Origin of the sequence: Spirosoma fluviale (genome assembly GCF_900230225.1) — a bacterium.
Classification (GTDB): Bacteria; Bacteroidota; Bacteroidia; order Cytophagales; family Spirosomataceae; genus Spirosoma; species Spirosoma fluviale.
On the sequence record NZ_OCNH01000001.1, the window covers coordinates 1,141,893 to 1,159,916 of the forward strand.

Annotated in this window: 13 protein-coding genes; 1 reads left to right on the forward strand and 12 read right to left on the reverse strand. The window is 53.8% G+C overall.

Annotation, left to right across the window (positions count from 1 at the left end; genetic code table 11):
* Window positions 1-6: 6 nt before the first annotated feature.
* The 10 genes from araA to CRO74_RS04775 form a co-directional block, all read right to left on the reverse strand.
* Complete coding sequence (gene araA / locus CRO74_RS04730; RefSeq protein ID WP_097124848.1) at window positions 7-1,497, reverse strand: L-arabinose isomerase; 1,491 nt, start codon at window positions 1,495-1,497, stop codon at window positions 7-9.
* Between the two features lie 178 nt (window positions 1,498-1,675).
* Window positions 1,676-3,310 carry a ribulokinase gene (locus CRO74_RS04735; RefSeq protein WP_097124849.1) on the reverse strand — a complete coding sequence of 545 codons (1,635 nt, stop codon included), beginning with the start codon at window positions 3,308-3,310 and terminating at the stop codon, window positions 1,676-1,678.
* 200 nt (window positions 3,311-3,510) lie between these two features.
* Entirely contained in the window at window positions 3,511-4,212 is a 702-nt protein-coding gene (locus CRO74_RS04740) for an NUDIX hydrolase (protein ID WP_097126013.1), read from the reverse strand.
* Window positions 4,213-4,389: 177 nt separating this feature from the next.
* Window positions 4,390-5,376, reverse strand: a complete 987-nt coding sequence (locus CRO74_RS04745; protein ID WP_179830119.1) for an alpha/beta hydrolase — start codon at window positions 5,374-5,376, stop codon at window positions 4,390-4,392.
* 110 nt (window positions 5,377-5,486) lie between these two features.
* On the reverse strand, window positions 5,487-6,242 hold the full coding sequence (locus CRO74_RS04750; protein WP_097124850.1) for a rhamnogalacturonan acetylesterase: 756 nt from the start codon (window positions 6,240-6,242) through the stop codon (window positions 5,487-5,489).
* A gap of 61 nt (window positions 6,243-6,303) precedes the next feature.
* Window positions 6,304-7,305: a class 1 fructose-bisphosphatase gene (gene fbp, locus CRO74_RS04755; protein WP_097124851.1), complete on the reverse strand. Its 1,002-nt coding sequence runs from the start codon at window positions 7,303-7,305 to the stop codon at window positions 6,304-6,306.
* A 124-nt stretch (window positions 7,306-7,429) separates the two neighbouring features.
* On the reverse strand, window positions 7,430-8,749 hold the full coding sequence (locus CRO74_RS04760; protein WP_097124852.1) for an MFS transporter: 1,320 nt from the start codon (window positions 8,747-8,749) through the stop codon (window positions 7,430-7,432).
* Window positions 8,746-9,414 carry a beta/alpha barrel domain-containing protein gene (locus tag CRO74_RS04765; RefSeq protein WP_097124853.1) on the reverse strand — a complete coding sequence of 223 codons (669 nt, stop codon included), beginning with the start codon at window positions 9,412-9,414 and terminating at the stop codon, window positions 8,746-8,748. Before CRO74_RS04765 ends, CRO74_RS04760 begins: the two co-directional genes overlap by 4 nt.
* Window positions 9,415-9,420: 6 nt before the next feature.
* Window positions 9,421-10,449: a sugar kinase gene (locus CRO74_RS04770; protein ID WP_097124854.1), complete on the reverse strand. Its 1,029-nt coding sequence runs from the start codon at window positions 10,447-10,449 to the stop codon at window positions 9,421-9,423.
* A 294-nt stretch (window positions 10,450-10,743) separates the two neighbouring features.
* On the reverse strand, window positions 10,744-12,291 hold the full coding sequence (locus CRO74_RS04775; RefSeq protein ID WP_097124855.1) for a tagaturonate reductase: 1,548 nt from the start codon (window positions 12,289-12,291) through the stop codon (window positions 10,744-10,746).
* Window positions 12,292-12,584: 293 nt separating this feature from the next.
* Here CRO74_RS04775 and CRO74_RS04780 point away from each other — a divergent pair, with 293 nt between their 5' ends.
* A complete protein-coding gene (locus CRO74_RS04780) occupies window positions 12,585-13,589 on the forward strand; it encodes a LacI family DNA-binding transcriptional regulator (RefSeq protein WP_097124856.1) in 1,005 nt (334 codons plus the stop codon).
* Window positions 13,590-13,650: 61 nt separating this feature from the next.
* Here CRO74_RS04780 and CRO74_RS04785 read toward each other — a convergent pair whose 3' ends face one another.
* Together CRO74_RS04785 and CRO74_RS04790 are read right to left on the reverse strand one after the other, a co-directional pair.
* Window positions 13,651-16,506, reverse strand: a complete 2,856-nt coding sequence (locus tag CRO74_RS04785) for a family 78 glycoside hydrolase catalytic domain (protein WP_097124857.1) — start codon at window positions 16,504-16,506, stop codon at window positions 13,651-13,653.
* A 47-nt stretch (window positions 16,507-16,553) separates the two neighbouring features.
* Window positions 16,554-18,023: a sulfatase family protein gene (locus CRO74_RS04790; protein ID WP_097124858.1), complete on the reverse strand. Its 1,470-nt coding sequence runs from the start codon at window positions 18,021-18,023 to the stop codon at window positions 16,554-16,556.
* Window position 18,024: the final 1 nt, after the last annotated feature.

Below are 18,024 nucleotides of genomic sequence, written 5' to 3' on the forward strand. Positions count from 1 at the left end.
CGCTCTTTATTTATAATACACGTCACTCCACCGAAGCTCGTTTTTCATCTGCCGGAGGTTGGTATTTCGGTCAATGACAACCAGCTCAACACCGAAGATATCAGCGAAATCTTCGATCTGGTCCGTGGTCAGGTTTTGGCTGTACACGGTATGGTGCGCTCCTCCCGCCAGAATCCAGGCGGCACAACCCGTTTGCATGTCGGGCATGGGTTTCCAGATGGCACGCGCAACGGGAAGTTTTGGGAGTGCTTCCGGTACGTCGATAGCTTCAACTTCATTGACGAGCAGCCGGAAACGATTGCCCATGTCGATCAATGATACGTTGATGGCCGGACCGGCGGGCGCGTTGAACACCAGACGGACAGGATCAGCTTTACCGCCAATACCCAGCGGGTGAATCTCGCAGGTTGGTTTGTCGGCAGCAATGGACGGGCAGATTTCGAGCATGTGGGAACCCAGTACCAGCGGATTCGACGGGTCGAAATGGTAGGTGTAATCTTCCATGAACGAGTTGCCGCCTGCCAGGCCCGAGGCCATCACTTTCAGGGTACGCACCATAGCAGCCGTTTTCCAGTCGCCTTCGCCCGCAAAGCCGTAACCATCGGCCATTAAGCGTTGGGCCGCAATACCCGGTAGCTGGGCCATGCCGTGCAGGTCTTCGAACGTGTCCGTGAAGGCCGTGAAGTTGCCGTCTTTCAGGAAGGCCCGCAAACCCAGTTCAATTTTAGCGGCATCCCGCAGTGAACTGTGCTGAGCGCCCCCGCGCAGCAGCGAGTCCATGAGCGTGTAGCTGTCCGCGTATTCACTTACTAACCGGTCGATCTCAGCGTCGGAAATCTGGTTGATAACGGATACCAGATCGCCAATGCCGTGTGAATTTACGGACATGCCGAAGGTAATCTCGGCCGCTACCTTGTCGCCATCGGTTACGGCTACCTGCCGCATGTTATCACCGAAGCGCACGACTTTCATCGTTTTTAACTCGTAAGCCGCCACCGAAACCCGGCTCCAGTCGGCAATTTTGGCCAGAACGTCTTCCTGTTCCCAATAGCCTACCACGATTTTGCGGTTCAGCCGCATTCTCGCCATAATGAACCCGAACTCCCGGTCGCCGTGGGCAGACTGGTTGAGGTTCATGAAATCCATGTCGATGGAATTCCAGGGAATGTCGCGGTTAAACTGCGTGTGCAGATGGAGCAGGGGCTTTTTCAGCACCGACAATCCCCGAATCCACATCTTAGCGGGCGAAAACGTGTGCATCCAGGTGATGATGCCGACACAGTTAGGGGCTACGTTAGCCTCCTGACAAATGGCATAAATTTCATCCGGCGTTTTTACCACAGGCTTGTAAACCACCCGCACCGGAATGGTTGGCGACTGGTTGAACGACTGGGCAATAATTTGCGAATGTTCGGCTACCTGACGAAGCGTTTCTTCGCCGTATAAATGCTGGCTTCCTGTTACGAACCAGACTTCAAATTGTTTCAGATCAATCATTAGTTTATTTTTTTAGAACGGACCGTGCCGCTGGAATAAGGGCTTTCGTGGTGTCGGGTCCTGGAGCGCCAGCCCGGTCAGACCCGACACACTCGCGTCAGCAATTCGTGTCGGGTCTGACCGGGCTGGCGCTCCAGGACCCGACACCACAAACACCCAACACCACGTGCAATGGCCCTTATTTATTCTCCACAAATTCACCCAGTTTCAAATACTTCCGATACAGGGTTTCGTACGTAGCCACCTGTTCGGGGCGGGGGTGGTATTCGGCATCGAAGCCCGAACCCATGGCTTTCTGAGCGGCTTCCATGGTTGGATGAACACCGGCCGCCACAGCCGCGCACATGGCCGCACCCAACGCGCAGGCCTGGTCGGCGCTGGCTACCTGAATGGGCTTGTTCAGCACATCGGCGAGGGTTTGCATGACGAAGGGCGATTTTTTGGCAACGCCACCAATGGCAATCACTTTCTTGATGGGAACACCTTCTTCGATAAAACGCGCCACGATACTCCGCGACCCGAACGCGGTTGCCTCAACCAGCGCTTTGAAAACCATCGGCGCATCGGTACCGAGGTTTAAGCCCGAAATAGCGGCTTTAAGCGTGTGGTTGGCATCGGGCGTCCGCCGACCGTTGATCCAGTCGAGTGCTACGACGTCGTTTTCCGTAACGGGTAGTTTAGCGGCCTGTGTCGACAGATGAGGAATCAACTGCTTCGCCAGGGCGTCGGCGGCTTCGTTGCCCAGCAATTCACGCACGGGACCGGTGATCAGACGCGAAAACCAGGCATAAACATCGCCGAATGCCGATTGGCCCGCTTCCAGACCAAGCATTCCCGGTGCTACGGACCCATCCACCTGTCCGCAAATGCCGCGAATCAGTCGGTGGCCAATCTCTTCATTCGGGGCCATCAGAATGTCGCAGGTCGACGTACCGATGATCCGGACGAAGGCATACGGCTCAATTTCGGCCCCGATGGCGCCCATGTGCGCATCGAAGGCACCAACGCCAACGACAACATCCGTTGACAACCCTAATTTGTCCGCCCACTCTGCCGACAGATTGCCCATCGGCAGATCCGAGGTGAAGGTGTCGCTGAACAGCCGCTCGCGCATATCGCCAAGCAGCGGGTCAAGTTTCGTCAGGAATTCAGTAGAGGGTAAGCCATCGAACTCACTGTGCCAGAGGGCTTTGTGTCCGGCGGCACAGCGCGACCGGCGGAGGGTTAGCGGATTGGTATTTCCGGTAAGCACCGCCGACATCCAGTCGCAGTGTTCGACCCAGGAGAAGGCGTGTTCCCGAACGGCTTCATCGACGCGCAGAGTGCGGAGCATCTTGGCCCAGAACCATTCGGAGGAGTAAATGCCGCCAACATACTTCGTGTAATCGGTATCCCAATGATGGGCCAGATCGTTGATTTCTTCCGCTTCCGCATTGGCCGTATGGTCTTTCCACAGGATGAACATCCCATTGGGGTTTTCGGCAAAATCGGGCCGCAGAGCCAGGGGTAGCCCCGTTTCATCGACCGGGCCGGGGGTAGAGCCGGTGGTGTCGATGGAGATGCCAACAACCCCTTTCCGAACCTCTTCCGAAACGCCGGCCAGTGCTCCGGTTATGGTTGCTTCCAGCCCTTCGAGGTAATCGAGCGGGTGCTGACGGAACTGCGATGTGGTGGGATTACAGTAAAGGCCCTGTTTCCAGCGGGCGTATTCGTGGACGTGAGTACCGGCTGTTTCGCCGGTCTGAGCATTGACAACCAGCGCCCTGACCGAGTCAGTACCGAAGTCAACACCAATAACATAAGAATTCGTCATAATAGAAGTTTATCGAACTGCCGAAGGAATAAATCGGTGGACAGCTCCTTCAGAGGAAAAGACTATTTTAGGAATAGTGTATGTTTGACACAATACTACTACAATATTAGCTAATTTCATGAGGGAGCCTGCTTATTTTTCAAAAGCGATTGGAATGTGGTGCCTACAAATAGGACAAAGTGGCAAAGTCGGGTAGTCTACTAAGCCAACGTTAATTCAGGGAAGAAGCTAACGTAGTCTGTGAGATACTGCTGGTATTTTTCGGCATTTAACCGATACAATTGCCCTTTCTTGGTCACGGAGGTTGTGTCTTTTTCGCCCGTGCCAATCAGCAGGTCGGTAGATAGGATCTTGCGGCTAAAGTTCCGACGGTCGAGTTGTTTAGTGTAAATGGCTTCGTATACTCGCTGAAGTTGGGGTATCGTGAATTTCTCCGGCATCAGCTCGAAGCCGATCGCGTGTAGAGCCGCTTTATACCGGAGCCGGTTCAGCGCCTGTTCCACCATTGCATTGTGGTCAAAAATCAAGGCCGGTTTCTCATTCAGGCCAATCCAATAGGCATTGTGGGTCCGGATGGCATTCACATCCTGATCCTGAATATTGACCAGCGCATAGTAAACAACCGAGATTGTTCGCTCCACGGGATCACGATTTACGGCACCAAAAGTCTGCAATTGCTCCAGATAGGTGTTCGTAAGGCCTGTCAGATCGTACAGAATGCGCTGGGCGGCTGCTTCAAGGTCTTCTTCTTCCTTCAAAAAACCACCCATCAACGACCACTTACCCTGCTCCGGATCGAAGTTTCGTTTGATGAGCAGGAGTTTAAGTTCTTCGCCATCATAGCCGAAAATAATACAGTCTAACGCAACAAGTATTCTGTTTGGATGTGTGTAATGAATCATCAGGTTGTAGCAGGTAGAGAGGACGTGATACTGACGTTCCTGTAAGAAAAGCGTTAATAGCCCCTTAACAGCTATAAACATGGTTTTTTTAGAAACCTACTTAAAACTTTTTTAGAATCTGTCCGTCGGTGAAGGCGATCATTCCTGAAGCTGGGGATGTACATGCACGGGCCGGAACTAGTTTTTGAACACTTTATTAAGAAAGCTGAGCGTGTACGTCATGGTTGGCTCAAACCAGGGATGGAACAGCCAGAATGGGTGAGGGGCATCGGCAAAGGTGTGTACTTCTGAGTAAATTCCCCGTCTGTCGAGTTGATTTCGCAGGTCGTCGCGTCCGGCATGCATTCGTTCGGCCGAGCTGTTGAGAAACAGAATAGGCACGGTTTGCTGACGGGCATACGTCAGCGCCGACGCTTCGTGCCACAAATCCAGCGTTTGGGCTTTTGGCCCGCCAAACCAGTACGTAGCTGCCGAAATGGATTTACTGTCGTTCCCCTCTGCCGACTCCGGGTGGTCGAAAGCCAGCACGCCATCCACATCGACTACCGCTTGTACCGCACTCGAATGTCCATCTGCACAACCGCTGCCTTCCAGCGCAGACACGCCATTGGTGGCACCCAGCAGCGCTGCCAGTTGTCCTCCCGCCGAACACCCCAGCACCGCCAGTCGGGTGGTGTCAATGGCGAACTCCTGCGCGTGGGCGTGAAGCCACCGGATGGCCGCTTTCAGGTCGTGGACGGCCGCCGGATAAAGGGCTTCGGTCGATAGTCGGTACTCGGCCGTTACGGCTACGTAGCCATTGGCCGCCAGGTGCTGCGCCATCGGGACCTGTTGCGAACGGTCGCCGGAGCGCCAGCCGCCACCGTGAATCAGCAGCACCGCCGGACGCCGTTTTTTACGGGCTGTCTGGGTCGGATAAAAGGCGTCGAGGTATAACGAGCGGCCATTTCGCTGGCAATAGGCGATGTTTTCGGTGGCTTTTACACCGGGGGGCAGTATCGGTTTTACGATCTGAATGGCCGGGTATTGCCCTTTCAATTTCTGGTAAGTGCTCCAAACGGCAAACGACGTATCCCGAACACCCGTCAGGCCATTGGCTGACTGAGCGAGTAGGGGAATTGCGGAGAGAAGTAATAGCAGAAGGAAGAGGTATGTTTTTGTCATAGAGATTTTTAAGTAGCGCGGCTGGGAAGCCGCGTAGCCGTCAGGCTAAAATAAGACTCGGCAATATTAGCCTGACGGCTACGCGGCTTCCCAACCGCGCTACTTAGAACTTACTTAGCCTGCGGTTTCACGGTTCGATTGGCCAGGTCGAGGTGCAGGGATTTGATGTTGGACAGCACCAGTTCCGCCATTTTTCGGGCACCGAGTTCGTTGAAATGGGTGTTGTCTTCCTTGCCATCCGGGTAATTCGGGTGTTCGCCCGGTGCCAGTTGAAGAAACAGCAGTCGTGAGGTTTCGGGGCCGAACGTTTGCAATAGGTCCATGCTCTGTCTGCTCATGTCGATAAGTAGCGTGTTGGCGCTACGAGCAACGGAGCGGGTCAGTTCGGCATAAACGGCGTGCGTATCCTCAATCTTACCGGCCGGATCGAACTGTCGACGGGCAACGGGTGTCAGCAGCACGGGAATGGCTTTTTTAGCCCGGCTTTCGCTGATGAACCGATTCAGATTTTTCCGGAATTCATCTTCGGTCGTGTAACTTTTCTTGCTCTTTACCTCGTCATTATGGCCGAACTGAATGAACACATAGTCACCTTCGTTCAGGTTGTCCAACACCGACTGCCAGCGGTTTTCCTCGATAAACGTCCGGGTGCTGCGGCCATTCTGAGCGCGGTTATCTACGGTAACGCTCTCGTCGAAGAAATGGGCAAACGGCATTCCCCAACCCGTTTCGGGGTAGGCCTTCACCTGTTTGGTCGACATGGTTGAGTCGCCAATCAGGTAAACGGTAATTTTTTCGGGCGGGGGCGTAAATGAACAAAGGGCCGCAGCCAACAGGAACGCGATCAGCTTAGAAGGGTAAGGCATAGGGTTTTAGTGTAAGACATAGGGTAATGCCTTAATGATAAGCGTAGTTCGAGTAGTTTGGCTAGTCCAGATGTCCCATCAGGTTCTCGACCATCAGGGGGGCGCCTATGAACAAGGGGGTTCGCTGGTGCAGACTGGTGGGTTTGATATCCAAAATAGCCCGGTGCCCTGATGTAGCTAAACAGCCCGCTTTCTCGGCCAGAAACGCTAACGGAAAAGCCTCGTACAGCAAACGCAGTTTCCCATCCGGCGACTTCTTCGTTGGCGGGTACAGATAAATTCCGCCTTTGAGCAGATTCCGGTGGAAGTCGGCGACGAGCGAGCCGATATAGCGGGCGGTGTATTGTTTTTGGCGGCAGTCATTTAAATAGTCCCGAATCCCCTCGTCATAACTCTCCAGATTGCCGTCGTTGCAGGAGTAAATCTGCCCGTTGGCGGGACTATGAATGTCGGGATGCGACAGAATGAATTCCCCAAGCGACGCGTCGTAGGTAAAGCCGTTGGCACTGTGCCCGGTCGTATACACCATGATGGTCGATGAGCCGTACAGGATATACCCCGCTGCCACCTGCCGACGACCGCCCTGTAAAAAATCGGCCAGGGAAGGCTCGGCACCAATGGGTGTTATGCGCCGATAAATAGAAAAGATCGTCCCAATCGATACATTGACATCAATGTTCGACGAACCATCCAGCGGGTCAATGGCAACTACGTACTTGCCGTTGTTGTTGCCGGTGAAAATAATATCCTCGTCCTCCTCCGAAATAATGGCGCAGGCTTCGCCCCCGTTTTTCAGCGCCCGGCTAAAGCGGATATTGGCAATCATATCCAGCTTCTGCTGGCTTTCTCCCTGCACATTCTGAACGCCCATGCCCCCCGTCAGGTCAATGAGACCCGCCCGATTCACTTCCCGGTGAATGATTTTTCCGGCCAGTGCAATATCGCGCAGCAACTGCGATAGTTCGCCGGTGGCATAAGGGAAAGCTGTTTGCCGGTGCATGATGTACCGGTCAAGGGTTACGCCAACGGGTAATGCCAATGGGTGAGAAGCCGTGATTTCCATACTATATATAGTTAGAGATATAATTGATTGATTAGTACATTTTATGAGTAAGTTATCTAAAGGTTTATAAAAGAATGTGTTGCAAAAAAACCTATAAGGTCTTTAAGACCTTATAGGGTTGATGTTACGCCACCGGCTCCGTTTCGGCCTGTCCTAGTTGGACGGGTTCCATTTTGGGAGCGAGCAGGTGCATCACCAGCCAGGCGAGCATGTACGCCGAACCACACATCAGGAAAATGATGCCGTAGCCGCTCTGCACATCACCCGCCTGTTTGTAGTTATCCAGAATACGGCCAACGATTTCGGGGAAAATGATCCCGCCAACGGACCCCGCCATACTGCCGATACCAACGATTGAGCTGACCGCCCGTTTGGGGAACATATCGGAAGCCGTGGTGAAAATATTGGCGCTCCAGGCCTGGTGAGCGGCACCGGCCAGACCAATCAGGGCTACGGTTGTCCAGATGTCCGGCCCGAATCGGACGGCGATAACGGGAATGACCAGCAGCGCAAAGATGAACATGGACGTTTTGCGGGCTTTCCAGACGCTCCAGCCCCGGCCAATCAGCGCCGACGACAGATACCCCCCGCCAATACTGCCGATACTGACCAGTGTGTAAAGTACGGCCAGGTACAGGTTTGGTTTTTTGGTGTCGAGGTTGAAGGTTGTGGAAAAATAATCCTGTAGCCAGAAGAGAAAAAACCACCAGATGGGGTCGGTGAGCATCTTGCCAAATACGAACGCCCACGTCTGACGGACACTCAGCAGCTTACCCCAGGAGACGGGCTTGCCGTGGTCGGCAATGTCGTCGGGGGTGGTTTCGTTGTCGCTGTGGATGTAGTCGAATTCTTCTTTGCTGAGTTTGGCCTGTTTGGCGGGTATTTCATAGCTGATATACCAGAATACGAGCCAGATAAAACCAACGGCTCCGGTCACGATAAAAGCCATCTGCCAGCCGTAAATGCCTAATATCCAAGGAACCAGAATAGGGGCTACCACCGCACCGATGTTGGCGCCGGAGTTGAAAATACCCGTTGCCAGCGCCCGTTCTTTCTTGGGAAACCACTCGGCCACCGTTTTGATAGCCGCCGGAAAGTTACCGGCCTCGCCCAGGCCAAGCCCAATTCGGGCGAAGATAAAGCCCATGGTGCTCGTTGCCAAAGCGTGAGCCATTGCCGCGATACTCCAGAAAATAATGGCGAGCGAATAGCCCGTCTTTGTCCCGATCCTGTCAATGAACCGGCCAAAAACGAGCAGACCAATGGCGTAAGCCGCCGAAAAAACCTGCACAATTCGGCTGTAGTCCAGCTCCGACCAGTTGAATTCTTTTTCCAGCGTGGGCTTCAACAGGCCCACTACCTGCCGGTCGAGGTAGTTGATGGTCGTCGCGAAAAAGAGGAGCGCGACGATGGTCCAGCGATAATTTCCCAGTGGCTTGTTCATGCAGCCTTAGTTGTAAAAGATGAAACATGCTGAACCAGAGCGGCAACCCGTTCCTGTAGCGCTTCGGGGGTTAAGTTCTGCCCCGAAAACAATTGCGAGCCAATGCCCACCGCTGTCACGCCCGCCTGAAACCAGGCTGTCAGGCTGTCGGTCGTGGGTTCAACGCCACCCGTTACCATGAGTTTCAGACCGGGCATGGGCCCTTTAATGGCTTTAATGAAGCCCGGACCCACCACGTTGCCGGGAAATACTTTCACCAGACTGGCACCCAATAAGGTTGCCTGATACAGTTCGTTCAGCGTTGAACCCGCCGGAACCCAGGACACACCCCGTTCGCGGCAAACATCGCCCACGGCGGCAGTCGTAACGGGCTGCACTACAAAATCGGCCCCGGCATCCAGAAACAGTTCGGTGTCGGCGGGGGTCAGGATGGTACCGATGCCCATGGCCATATCGGGGCAGTTGGCACGAACGTACTTTACCAGATCGGTAAAGACGGGCAACGCCATGGCCCCCCGGTTGGTAAACTCAAATACCCGAAGACCGCCATCGTAGCAAGCCTTGACGATCGACTGCGCATGGGCACTGTCGGGATGATAAAATACCGGTACAATCGGGTGATTGGTGACCAGATCAAGAATTTGTTCGGGCGTAAAAGCAGACATAAAAGGTTAGGATAAGGCTGTTATTGGAGAATATCGGTTCGTAATGTCGGAAATGGTCTGGTTGGTGGCATCGCCCAGTTCCTGTAGTTTGCCAAAGGCAGCGGCAGCGGCAAAATTGACCACATCCTGGGGCGAATTCCGGTTATACAGACCATAAATCAACCCGGCCATGAAGCAGTCGCCACTACCCACCCGGTCAACGACGGAGTCGGTCAGTAACTCGGGCGATACATATTGTTGCCCCTCGGTAAATAAGGTCGTGTAATACCGAAGGCCCGTTGGGGGTGTATCGAACCGAAACGTGTTAGCCACAACTTTAACTCGGGGAAAGCGCTTCTGTATGGCCTCCGACGTAGCTTGTGCATGGGCTATGTAGTCAGCGGGTTGGCCTTTGGCATGAATGTGTTCATCGACGGGAATGCCCAGCAGCGCATTGGCCGCCCAGATGTTGCCCATCACCACATCGCAATAGTCAACCAGGCCCGGCATGATGTCGGTTGGCGAGACCCCGTACTGCCAAAGCCGCGCCCGGTGATTCAGATCAATCGAAATGGTAATGCCTTTGGCCGATGCCACCGCCATCAGTTCCCGGCAGGTTTCGGCCACCTCGGCACTCAGCGCCGGGCTGATCGCGCTGACGTGCAACCACTCGGTATCCTGCAAAACAGCGTTCCAGTCTACCTTGCCGGGTGCCAGCTCCGAAAATGCTGAATGAGCCCGGTCGTAGATGACGCCCGCGTTTTTGAGGTCGGTGCCCTGCGGTAGATAATACGTGCCAACCCGTTGACCAAATCGAACGATCCCCGACGAGTCGATGCCTTTCGCGTCGATGTGGTGTATAATATCGTCGGCGAGGGAATTCTGTGGCAGTACCGTACTGTATTTAACGGGAACATCCCATTTGGCCAGGGCCGTGGCCACATTCAGTTCGGCCCCCCCCACAAAAACGGGCATCGACGTCTGTCGAATCCATTCGCCATTGGCAATGGGGGAAAACCGTAGTAATAATTCGCCGAAGCAGCAGATTTTGGTCATATAGTAAAAAGTATCCTGCGTACGCTTAGAAAATACCCGCAAATTGGCCCTACTAAGCTTATAGGGGAAAGAGCATTTTTCGGACGTTCTATACCCGAAAATTTACCTAAAAACCGCCAGAGCGTGATGTGTTGTACGATTTTGCGTTGCCCAAAGATAAATGGATCGTCTGTTTTTTACTGTAATTCAGATCATGGAAGGACGTATGGGTCTGAGATTGACTAGTTGGCTACGACTCCGAACGCTCATCTGTCAATAGACCTCAACGAGAAAGATGTATCGAACGTAGATCGATTAATTCGCCACGGCTCCGAACGTTTCCATCTGAGCCGCCAGCGTAGCCCTTGCGCCCAGATCGAGTAATTGCGCCAGATACGTGTCGGCGGCCTCGGCAAAACCGGGCAATACCTGTAAATCAGCACCCCAGAGCGTCGTGTTTTTCAGGACGGTGTCGACAAGCTCCGAGGGCGTTGACTTTGCCCAAACATCGGCAAAGTATGTGGCCTGCGCATCGTTGATCGGGTACATCTCCTCGTTATGTTCGCCCTGCCAGACGCCGTCTTTTTGCGTCGTTCCCCGCATAAACAGCAGATAAGCCGCGAAACCCAGTGCGATGTAATGGGGAACTGCCGGTTGAGGCTGCGCATACGTATGAAGCAGTACGGGAATGATCCGCATCTTCATTTTGGCCGAATACTGCATGGTAATCGCTAGCCAACGGTGTTCAATGAACGGGTTGCGGAACCGGTCGAGCACCTGCATTCCAAAGTGTCGGGCGGCTTCCTCGTCAACGGCGTAAGGAATACCCGGAACAACATCGGTCAGCATTACCCGGCTGATGAAGGTCGACAGCTGTTCATCGTCCATACCCTCCCGAACGGTGGTGAAGCCGCCCAAAAACGCCAGTCCGCAACTCAGGGTGTGGGTGCCGTTGAGCAGCCGTAGTTTCAACTCCCGGAACAAGTCGATATCGGGGCGTATATACACCGACGGATCGGCCTGGTGAAAGGAAAGCACGTTTTTCACGCGCTCCTCATCTGAATTGGCGGGGACCTCAATGGCCCATAGATGGTACACTTCCGAAACCGTCAGTAGGTCGTCCTCATAACCCAACTGGTTGGATAGCGACTGGTACATAGCGGGGTCCGGGCGGCCCGGAACAATCCGGTCGACCAGCGAATTGCAGCAGGGGTTTGCCGTTTGCAGCCAGTCGATGAACGCCGGTTCGAGGGTATTCTGGTGAGCCAGTGCCAGTAATATAGACCGCAGGAGCGTCCCGTTGTCGGGGACAAGCTCAGTTGGTATTATGATTAATCCTTTATTGGGGTCGCCGTTGAAAGCCTGATAGCGGGCGTATAAAACGGCCAGGAGCTTGCCGGGGAATGACTCCGGTGGCGACTGGCAGATGTCGTCCTGGATCAGCTGAATCCCTACTTCGGTGGTATTCGAAATGACGATTTGTAGATCAGGGCTGGTGGCCAGCGTCAAAATCTCGGCCCATTGTTGTTTGGCTGATAAGACGCGACTAATGGCCGAACAGATTACATTCTCCTCGACGGTTTCACCCGCTTCGATGCCCCGGATACAGAGCGTATAGAGGTTGTCCTGCCGGGCGAAAGCGGTCATGTCGCCCCCGTCGGTTGATTTCACAACGGCAATGCGCCCGTTGAAAATACCCTGTCGATTGGCCTTGTCAATCAGGTAATCGGGCAAGCCGCGCAGTAAAACGCCCGTTCCGAACTGTAATACCCGCTCGGGTAGTTGCTGAATATGCGTTGGCGGAAGGCTGATAGCCGTGCTGGGCTGGCTGGTGGATAAGGACGCTATCGATAACGAATGCATAGGGTTTGAGGAGATGGGTTGGGATAACGAGAAAGAACGGAAATTATCTTTTTCGTGGAAAATTCTGGTATTGATTGCACACCTGTTCAATGCCAGGCACGATAAGAGTAAGCAGGCTATTTATTAAATAGAAGAATTAAGCCATATTTATTCACGCAAACGTTATCGGGAACGTTACCATTTTTCGACAGGAGTCCGTATAATGAACATATGGGTAGCTAACAGGCCAAATAGCCTTATTGAAGAACACTCTCTGGTTACTCACCGCTTTTTGTATTTTACCAACACGCCACTTGGATACGATTACGATAAAAGATATTGCCCGCGCGTTAAATCTCTCGACTTCAACCGTTTCGAGAGCATTGCGGGATAGCTATGAAATTAATCCCGAAACCAAACGGCTGGTTACTGAATACGCGGAGCGGCTCAACTACCGTCCTAATCCCATTGCGCTGAGTTTAAAAGAAAACCGCAGCCGGGTTATTGCGGTAATTGTCCCGCAGATTGCCAATAATTTTTTCTCTCAGGTAATCAATGGCATCGAGGCTGTTGCTTACAACCGGGGGTACCACGTTATCATTTTTCAAAGTCACGAATCGTATGAGCGGGAGATGCTAACGGTACAGCAGGCGGTGGCCCGCAAAGCCGATGGCCTGCTTATTTCGCTCTCCAGTGGCACATTGGATGTAACTTACCTGCGCGAGTTACAGGATAAGAAGTTACCCATTGTGCTTTTCGACCGGATCTCGGCGCAACTGGATAGCCCGAGTGTGTCGGCGGATAATTTTGCCGGGGCGTTTGCCGCAACCGAGCATTTGATCAGTAGCGGTCGACGGCGGATTGCCCACCTTACCATGCCTTCCCATATTTCGGTTACACAGGAACGGCTGGCCGGTTATCGGGCAGCACTGGAACACTACGGGCTGGCGTATGATGAGAACCTGGTTCGCTACGGCTGGTTTGGGCAGGATGAAGTAGAGCCGCTGGTCGATGAATTATTGACGTATGCTCCCGATGCGTTTTTTGCGGCTGGCGATCGACTGACGCTGGGCTGCCTGGGTGCCTTAAAGAAGCGGAACATTGCCATTCCCGACGACGTGTCACTGATTGGGTTTACGAACAGTACGGTTGCTGATCTGCTGGCTCCACCCTTAACAACCGTCGAGCAACCGGCCCTTGATATTGGTCAGGTTGCCGCCGAGCAGTTGATCAATTTGATCGAAGGGAAACAGAAGGTCCCACAACCCAACTCAATTAAAATACCCACCCAACTGGTGGTGCGGGCATCCTCGATGTGAAACGTACTGTACCCGACAGCAAGCCGGGTGGCCGGAGCCATGCTGTCGGGTACACTTTACGTTAATTTACCGCACTGAACTGATACGTTCCGGAACCAACGTTTACCTGAAGGTAGCCGTCTTTAAAGTCATTCACCCGAATAGCCTGGCTTGCTTTCAGGGGTTTACTGCTTTCCAGAACGCTATCCGGATTGGTGGTCGGGATGAATACGGTGGCGGTAGTATTTACCGGAATTACAACCCGTAACTGAATTCGGTTGCCCTCTTTTTTCCAGGAAGATGCGATCGTTCCGTTGATGGATTGGTAGGTGGCGTTCACGAAGTTGAGACCTTGCCGGGCAATCTCGGGTTTAATGCTGAAGGTTCGGTAACCGGCTTCATTTGCTTTTATCCCGGCGGCATTGCCAAACAACCACTCATTCACCGACCCGAAGGCGTAATGGTTGAAAGAGTTCATGCCCGCGTTGTTTTCGAATCCTTTTCCTTTGATATAACTGTTCCAGCGCTCCCAGATGGTGTTGGCTCCGTTAACCACTTCAAAGCCCCAGGATGGGTACTCGGTGCTTAACAACAGTTGATAGGCCACATCCGTATGCCCCGTCATGGACAGCGACGGCAATAACGGCTTCACCCCCAGAAATCCCGTTGAAAGCTTGTTGCCGTTCGCTTTGATCAGTTCGGCGAGCCAGTTGCCCGCTTTCGAGGTCAGATCAGAGCCGATCATGTTCATGTATATAGCATTGGCATAAGCGGTTTGCGTGTGGCCTTCGAAGCCCATTTCACCATCGACGTAGCCTTCACCGTTTCCGTAAGCCGCACTGTTTGTTTTAAAGCGGCCCTCCGAATCGGCGTAATGGGCCAGAAACGCCTGTTTGATCTTCGTAAAGACACCTTCGTAATAGGCCGACTCCTCCGATTTGCCAATCGCCCTGGCCATGTCGGCCATCATGGACGCTGCATAGCCGTAGTACATCGTTGCCAGCATGTCGGGGGGCGTTTTTTTGCCGACCGAAAGCCAGTCGCCGAATCCGCCTTTGGGCGACACTTCGGCGAAAGAACCTTCCTTATAGACATAAGTACCATTGCTTTTAGCCTCCATGAACTTAAGATACGCCACCATGTTCGGCCAGAATTTCCGGATCACGCGGGTGTCGCCGTAGGTTTTGTAGATCGTGTACGGGCAAATGATCCCAGCCTCCGACCATCCGGGGGAATAGGTATCCGTTTTGCGGACATTGGGCGCGGGGGCATAAATCGGGTAGGCATTATCGGGTCGCTGGGCGTCGTTGAGGTCCACCAGCCACTTGGTGAAAAACGCTGAAATATCGTTGTTGAACGTGGCCGACTGAACGTACGCCTGGGCATCGCCGGTCCAACCCAGCCGCTCATCCCGCTGGGGGCAATCGGTAGGGACTTCAAAATAATTGGAGCGTTGCGTCCAGACAATATTCTGATATAGCTTGTTAATCAACTTGTTGTCCGTTTCAAATGAGCCTGTTTCAGGCGTGGCGGACGTCAGGACGATGCCCGTAATAGCGTCTATGGTTGGCGCTGTTCTAAAACCTGCCACGTCGACGTACTGAAATCCGTGGTAGGTGAATTTTGGTGTCCAGGTTTCGCCCTGCGGATCACCGTTGAGTATATACGTGTCCATGGCGCGGGCTTTGCGCAGGTTTTCGGTCATGATGTCGCCGTTAGGAAACAGCACTTCGCCAAAGCGCAGGCGAATGGTATCGCCTTTGTTGCCTTTCACCCGCAGCCGCACCATACCGGCAAAGTTTTGGCCGAGGTCGAACAGGTAATGCCCGCCCGCTTTTGGCGTAACGGATTTTGCTTTCAACTCCTCAAACACCCGAACCGGATCTCCCGGATACGCTTCGAGCTGGCGGTCGGACTTATCCGGAAAAACAGTGCTGCTTTTCCAGTTGGCATCGTTGAAACCCGTTTTACTCCAGTTAGTGAAGGCCAGATTGGCATCGTAGGTCTCACCGTTTAATATGTCGGCTTCGAGGATGGGGCCGTGATTGGTTTTCCAGCTTTGGTCCGTGGCAATGGTTTCTTTTTTGCCGTTAGTGTATTCAACTTCCAACTGCGCTTTGAGGAGGGGGACATTCCCGTAGAAATTTTTCACGACCGGATTCCCGACGAGCAGCGCATAACCCAGATAGCCCGCATACCAGCCGTCGGCAACGATGGCCCCCAACGCGTTTTTGCCGGTCTTTAGATCGGTCGTAACGTCGTAGGTCTGGTAGTAAACTCGTTTGTTGTAATCAGTCCAGCCGGGGGTAAAGTAATCGTTCCCGATCCGTTTGCCATTGATCTGACACTCGTATAACCCCAGCGATGTTACATACAAACGAGCTTTTTTGACCAGGCCCGTAAGCTGTATTTCTTTTCTGAAGAAAGGAGCGGGCGGCAGGTGGTAGGTTTTACCTTTTCCTAACGCCGTCAGGTCGTTCCCGATCCAGTCGGCTGTCCAGTCGGTTTTGGTGAGCAGGCCCATTTCCCAGGACGCAACCGCACTCCACGGACCGGGCTGGCCGTTTTTGTCCCAGCTGCGGACTTTCCAGTAACAAACGGTTCGGGCGAGCAGAAGTTTTCCGGCATACTCGATCTGATTAGTGGCGTTGCCCGTTACTTTGGCGGAATTCCAGAGGTCGGGCTTCCCGGCGTTTAGTAAGGCCACCGACGACGCCACCATAATCTGGTACCCCGTTTGCACCTGACCCTTTCCGGCTGAGGTCAGCTCCCAACTCAGGCGGGGGGCATCGACGTCGACAACCGGGTTTGTTCTGTACTCGGTCCGCAGATGAACGGGTGTTAGATTGGTCGTAATTGCGTATGATTTTGTGAATAAAACCGTACTAAAGGACGCTATTAACCAGACGGTCAACGTATTGAGTCGAGCAAATTTCATAGAGTGAACGGGTATATGGATACCAGAAGCAACAGACAGGCCGTGACCTACTTATAATACGGATTGCCCAATGAGTCAATGTAGGCCCAGGGGTAATTCCATTTGTCCATGTACACATTCCCGGCCGCGAAATTGTCGTTGGCGGCCTGGAGTTTTTGCGTCAGAATACCCTCAAGCTGTTTCTGGGTTCCGGCCAGTTTGGGGGCGTTGGCCAGATTCGTGAGCTGGTAGGGGTCCTGCTGGTTGTCGTACAGTAGCCAGGGGCCTTTCAGATCGCGCACGTAGGTGTACCGTGCCGTGCGAACACCCCGGTATTCGCGGCCACCGCGCCCGTAATTCCATTGGTGGAAGGGCACAATACAGGCAATCATGGCGGCATCGTCTGGTCGGGGGGCGCGGGGTTTGCGGATCAGGCTGGCAACGTCCTGTCCCTGCACGCTCGCCGGAATGGTCTGGCCGCTGAGCGACAATACGGTAGGCATCACATCCGTGAGCGTAATGGGTACGTCCAGCGTGCGGCCCTTCCGACTCAGGCCAGCGGGGTATTTGAGCAGAAATGGTATCCGGATGGATTCATCCCAGGGCTTTTGCTTGTTGATCTGGTCGTGCGAATACAGCATGTCGCCATGGTCGGAGGTAAACACAAAAATGGTGTTTTCGTCCAGTTTCGCCCCTTTTAGCGCGGCCTGTAACCGCCCAATGCAATCGTCGAGGGCGTTGATGTGGGCATAGTAGCCTTTTAAGGCCCGGTTGGCTTCCATGGTGTCTTTGGCGGGTACGTTGGGGCGCAGGGACAGCGTTTTGCCGGCGTACCGCTGGCGGTATTCTTTCGGAGCCGTCTGGTACGGGTCGTGCGGTGGTCCCCAGGCCAGCACCAGCAGGAACGGCTCTTTGCGCGACTGGGTCATGAACGAAATGGCCGAATCGGTCTGGCTGATGGCGTCGTATTGCTGCCAGACAAACCGCTTGTTTACTTCATTATAATAGGGCGAGTTGTTGTAATCGTGGGTACATTCCAGCCCCCGCCAGTACGCGAATCCCTGCCGCCGATCGGCTGGAATGGGTGACAGACGACCAGCCGCGAAGTCTTTGGCCAAACCGCCGTTGATGTGCCATTTGCCAATAAAGCCAGTTTTATAACCGTTTTGCTGACATACTTCGGCCAGTGTGACGGCTTCGTTGCGTAGGGGGCGATCGTTGTAAAATACCCCATGGGTGGTGGCATGCTGCCCCGTTAGCAGGCTGGCCCGGCTCGGCGAGCAGACCGGCACTTCGGCTACGCACAGGCGAGCGTTGACGGACTCACCGGCCAGTTTATCCAGATTTGGCGTTATCACCTCCCGATTGCCCGCATAGCCGAGGTCCTGCGCCCGCCACTGGTCGGCCATGACGATCACGATATTGGGTTTACGGACACCGGCCTGTGAGTGGTCAGGTCGGGTGGGAGAGGGCGATGGTTTCCCGGCGATCAGACCGGTTAACAGCGCACCGGCTAGGCAGAGGGTGATGTACTTCATG

What these genes read in the sequence shown, in the direction of transcription:
- fbp (WP_097124851.1), bottom strand. Translation starts at nt 7,305, where the DNA reads ATGGAAATCACGGCTTCTCACCCATTGGCATTACCCGTTGGCGTAACC.
- CRO74_RS04750 (WP_097124850.1), bottom strand. Translation starts at nt 6,242, where the DNA reads ATGCCTTACCCTTCTAAGCTGATCGCGTTCCTGTTGGCTGCGGCCCTT.
- CRO74_RS04765 (WP_097124853.1), bottom strand. Translation starts at nt 9,414, where the DNA reads ATGTCTGCTTTTACGCCCGAACAAATTCTTGATCTGGTCACCAATCAC.
- CRO74_RS04785 (WP_097124857.1), bottom strand. Translation starts at nt 16,506, where the DNA reads ATGAAATTTGCTCGACTCAATACGTTGACCGTCTGGTTAATAGCGTCC.
- CRO74_RS04775 (WP_097124855.1), bottom strand. Translation starts at nt 12,291, where the DNA reads ATGCATTCGTTATCGATAGCGTCCTTATCCACCAGCCAGCCCAGCACG.
- CRO74_RS04740 (WP_097126013.1), bottom strand. Translation starts at nt 4,212, where the DNA reads ATGATTCATTACACACATCCAAACAGAATACTTGTTGCGTTAGACTGT.
- araA (WP_097124848.1), bottom strand. Translation starts at nt 1,497, where the DNA reads ATGATTGATCTGAAACAATTTGAAGTCTGGTTCGTAACAGGAAGCCAG.
- CRO74_RS04745 (WP_179830119.1), bottom strand. Translation starts at nt 5,376, where the DNA reads ATGACAAAAACATACCTCTTCCTTCTGCTATTACTTCTCTCCGCAATT.
- CRO74_RS04760 (WP_097124852.1), bottom strand. Translation starts at nt 8,749, where the DNA reads ATGAACAAGCCACTGGGAAATTATCGCTGGACCATCGTCGCGCTCCTC.
- CRO74_RS04790 (WP_097124858.1), bottom strand. Translation starts at nt 18,023, where the DNA reads ATGAAGTACATCACCCTCTGCCTAGCCGGTGCGCTGTTAACCGGTCTG.
- CRO74_RS04735 (WP_097124849.1), bottom strand. Translation starts at nt 3,310, where the DNA reads ATGACGAATTCTTATGTTATTGGTGTTGACTTCGGTACTGACTCGGTC.
- CRO74_RS04770 (WP_097124854.1), bottom strand. Translation starts at nt 10,449, where the DNA reads ATGACCAAAATCTGCTGCTTCGGCGAATTATTACTACGGTTTTCCCCC.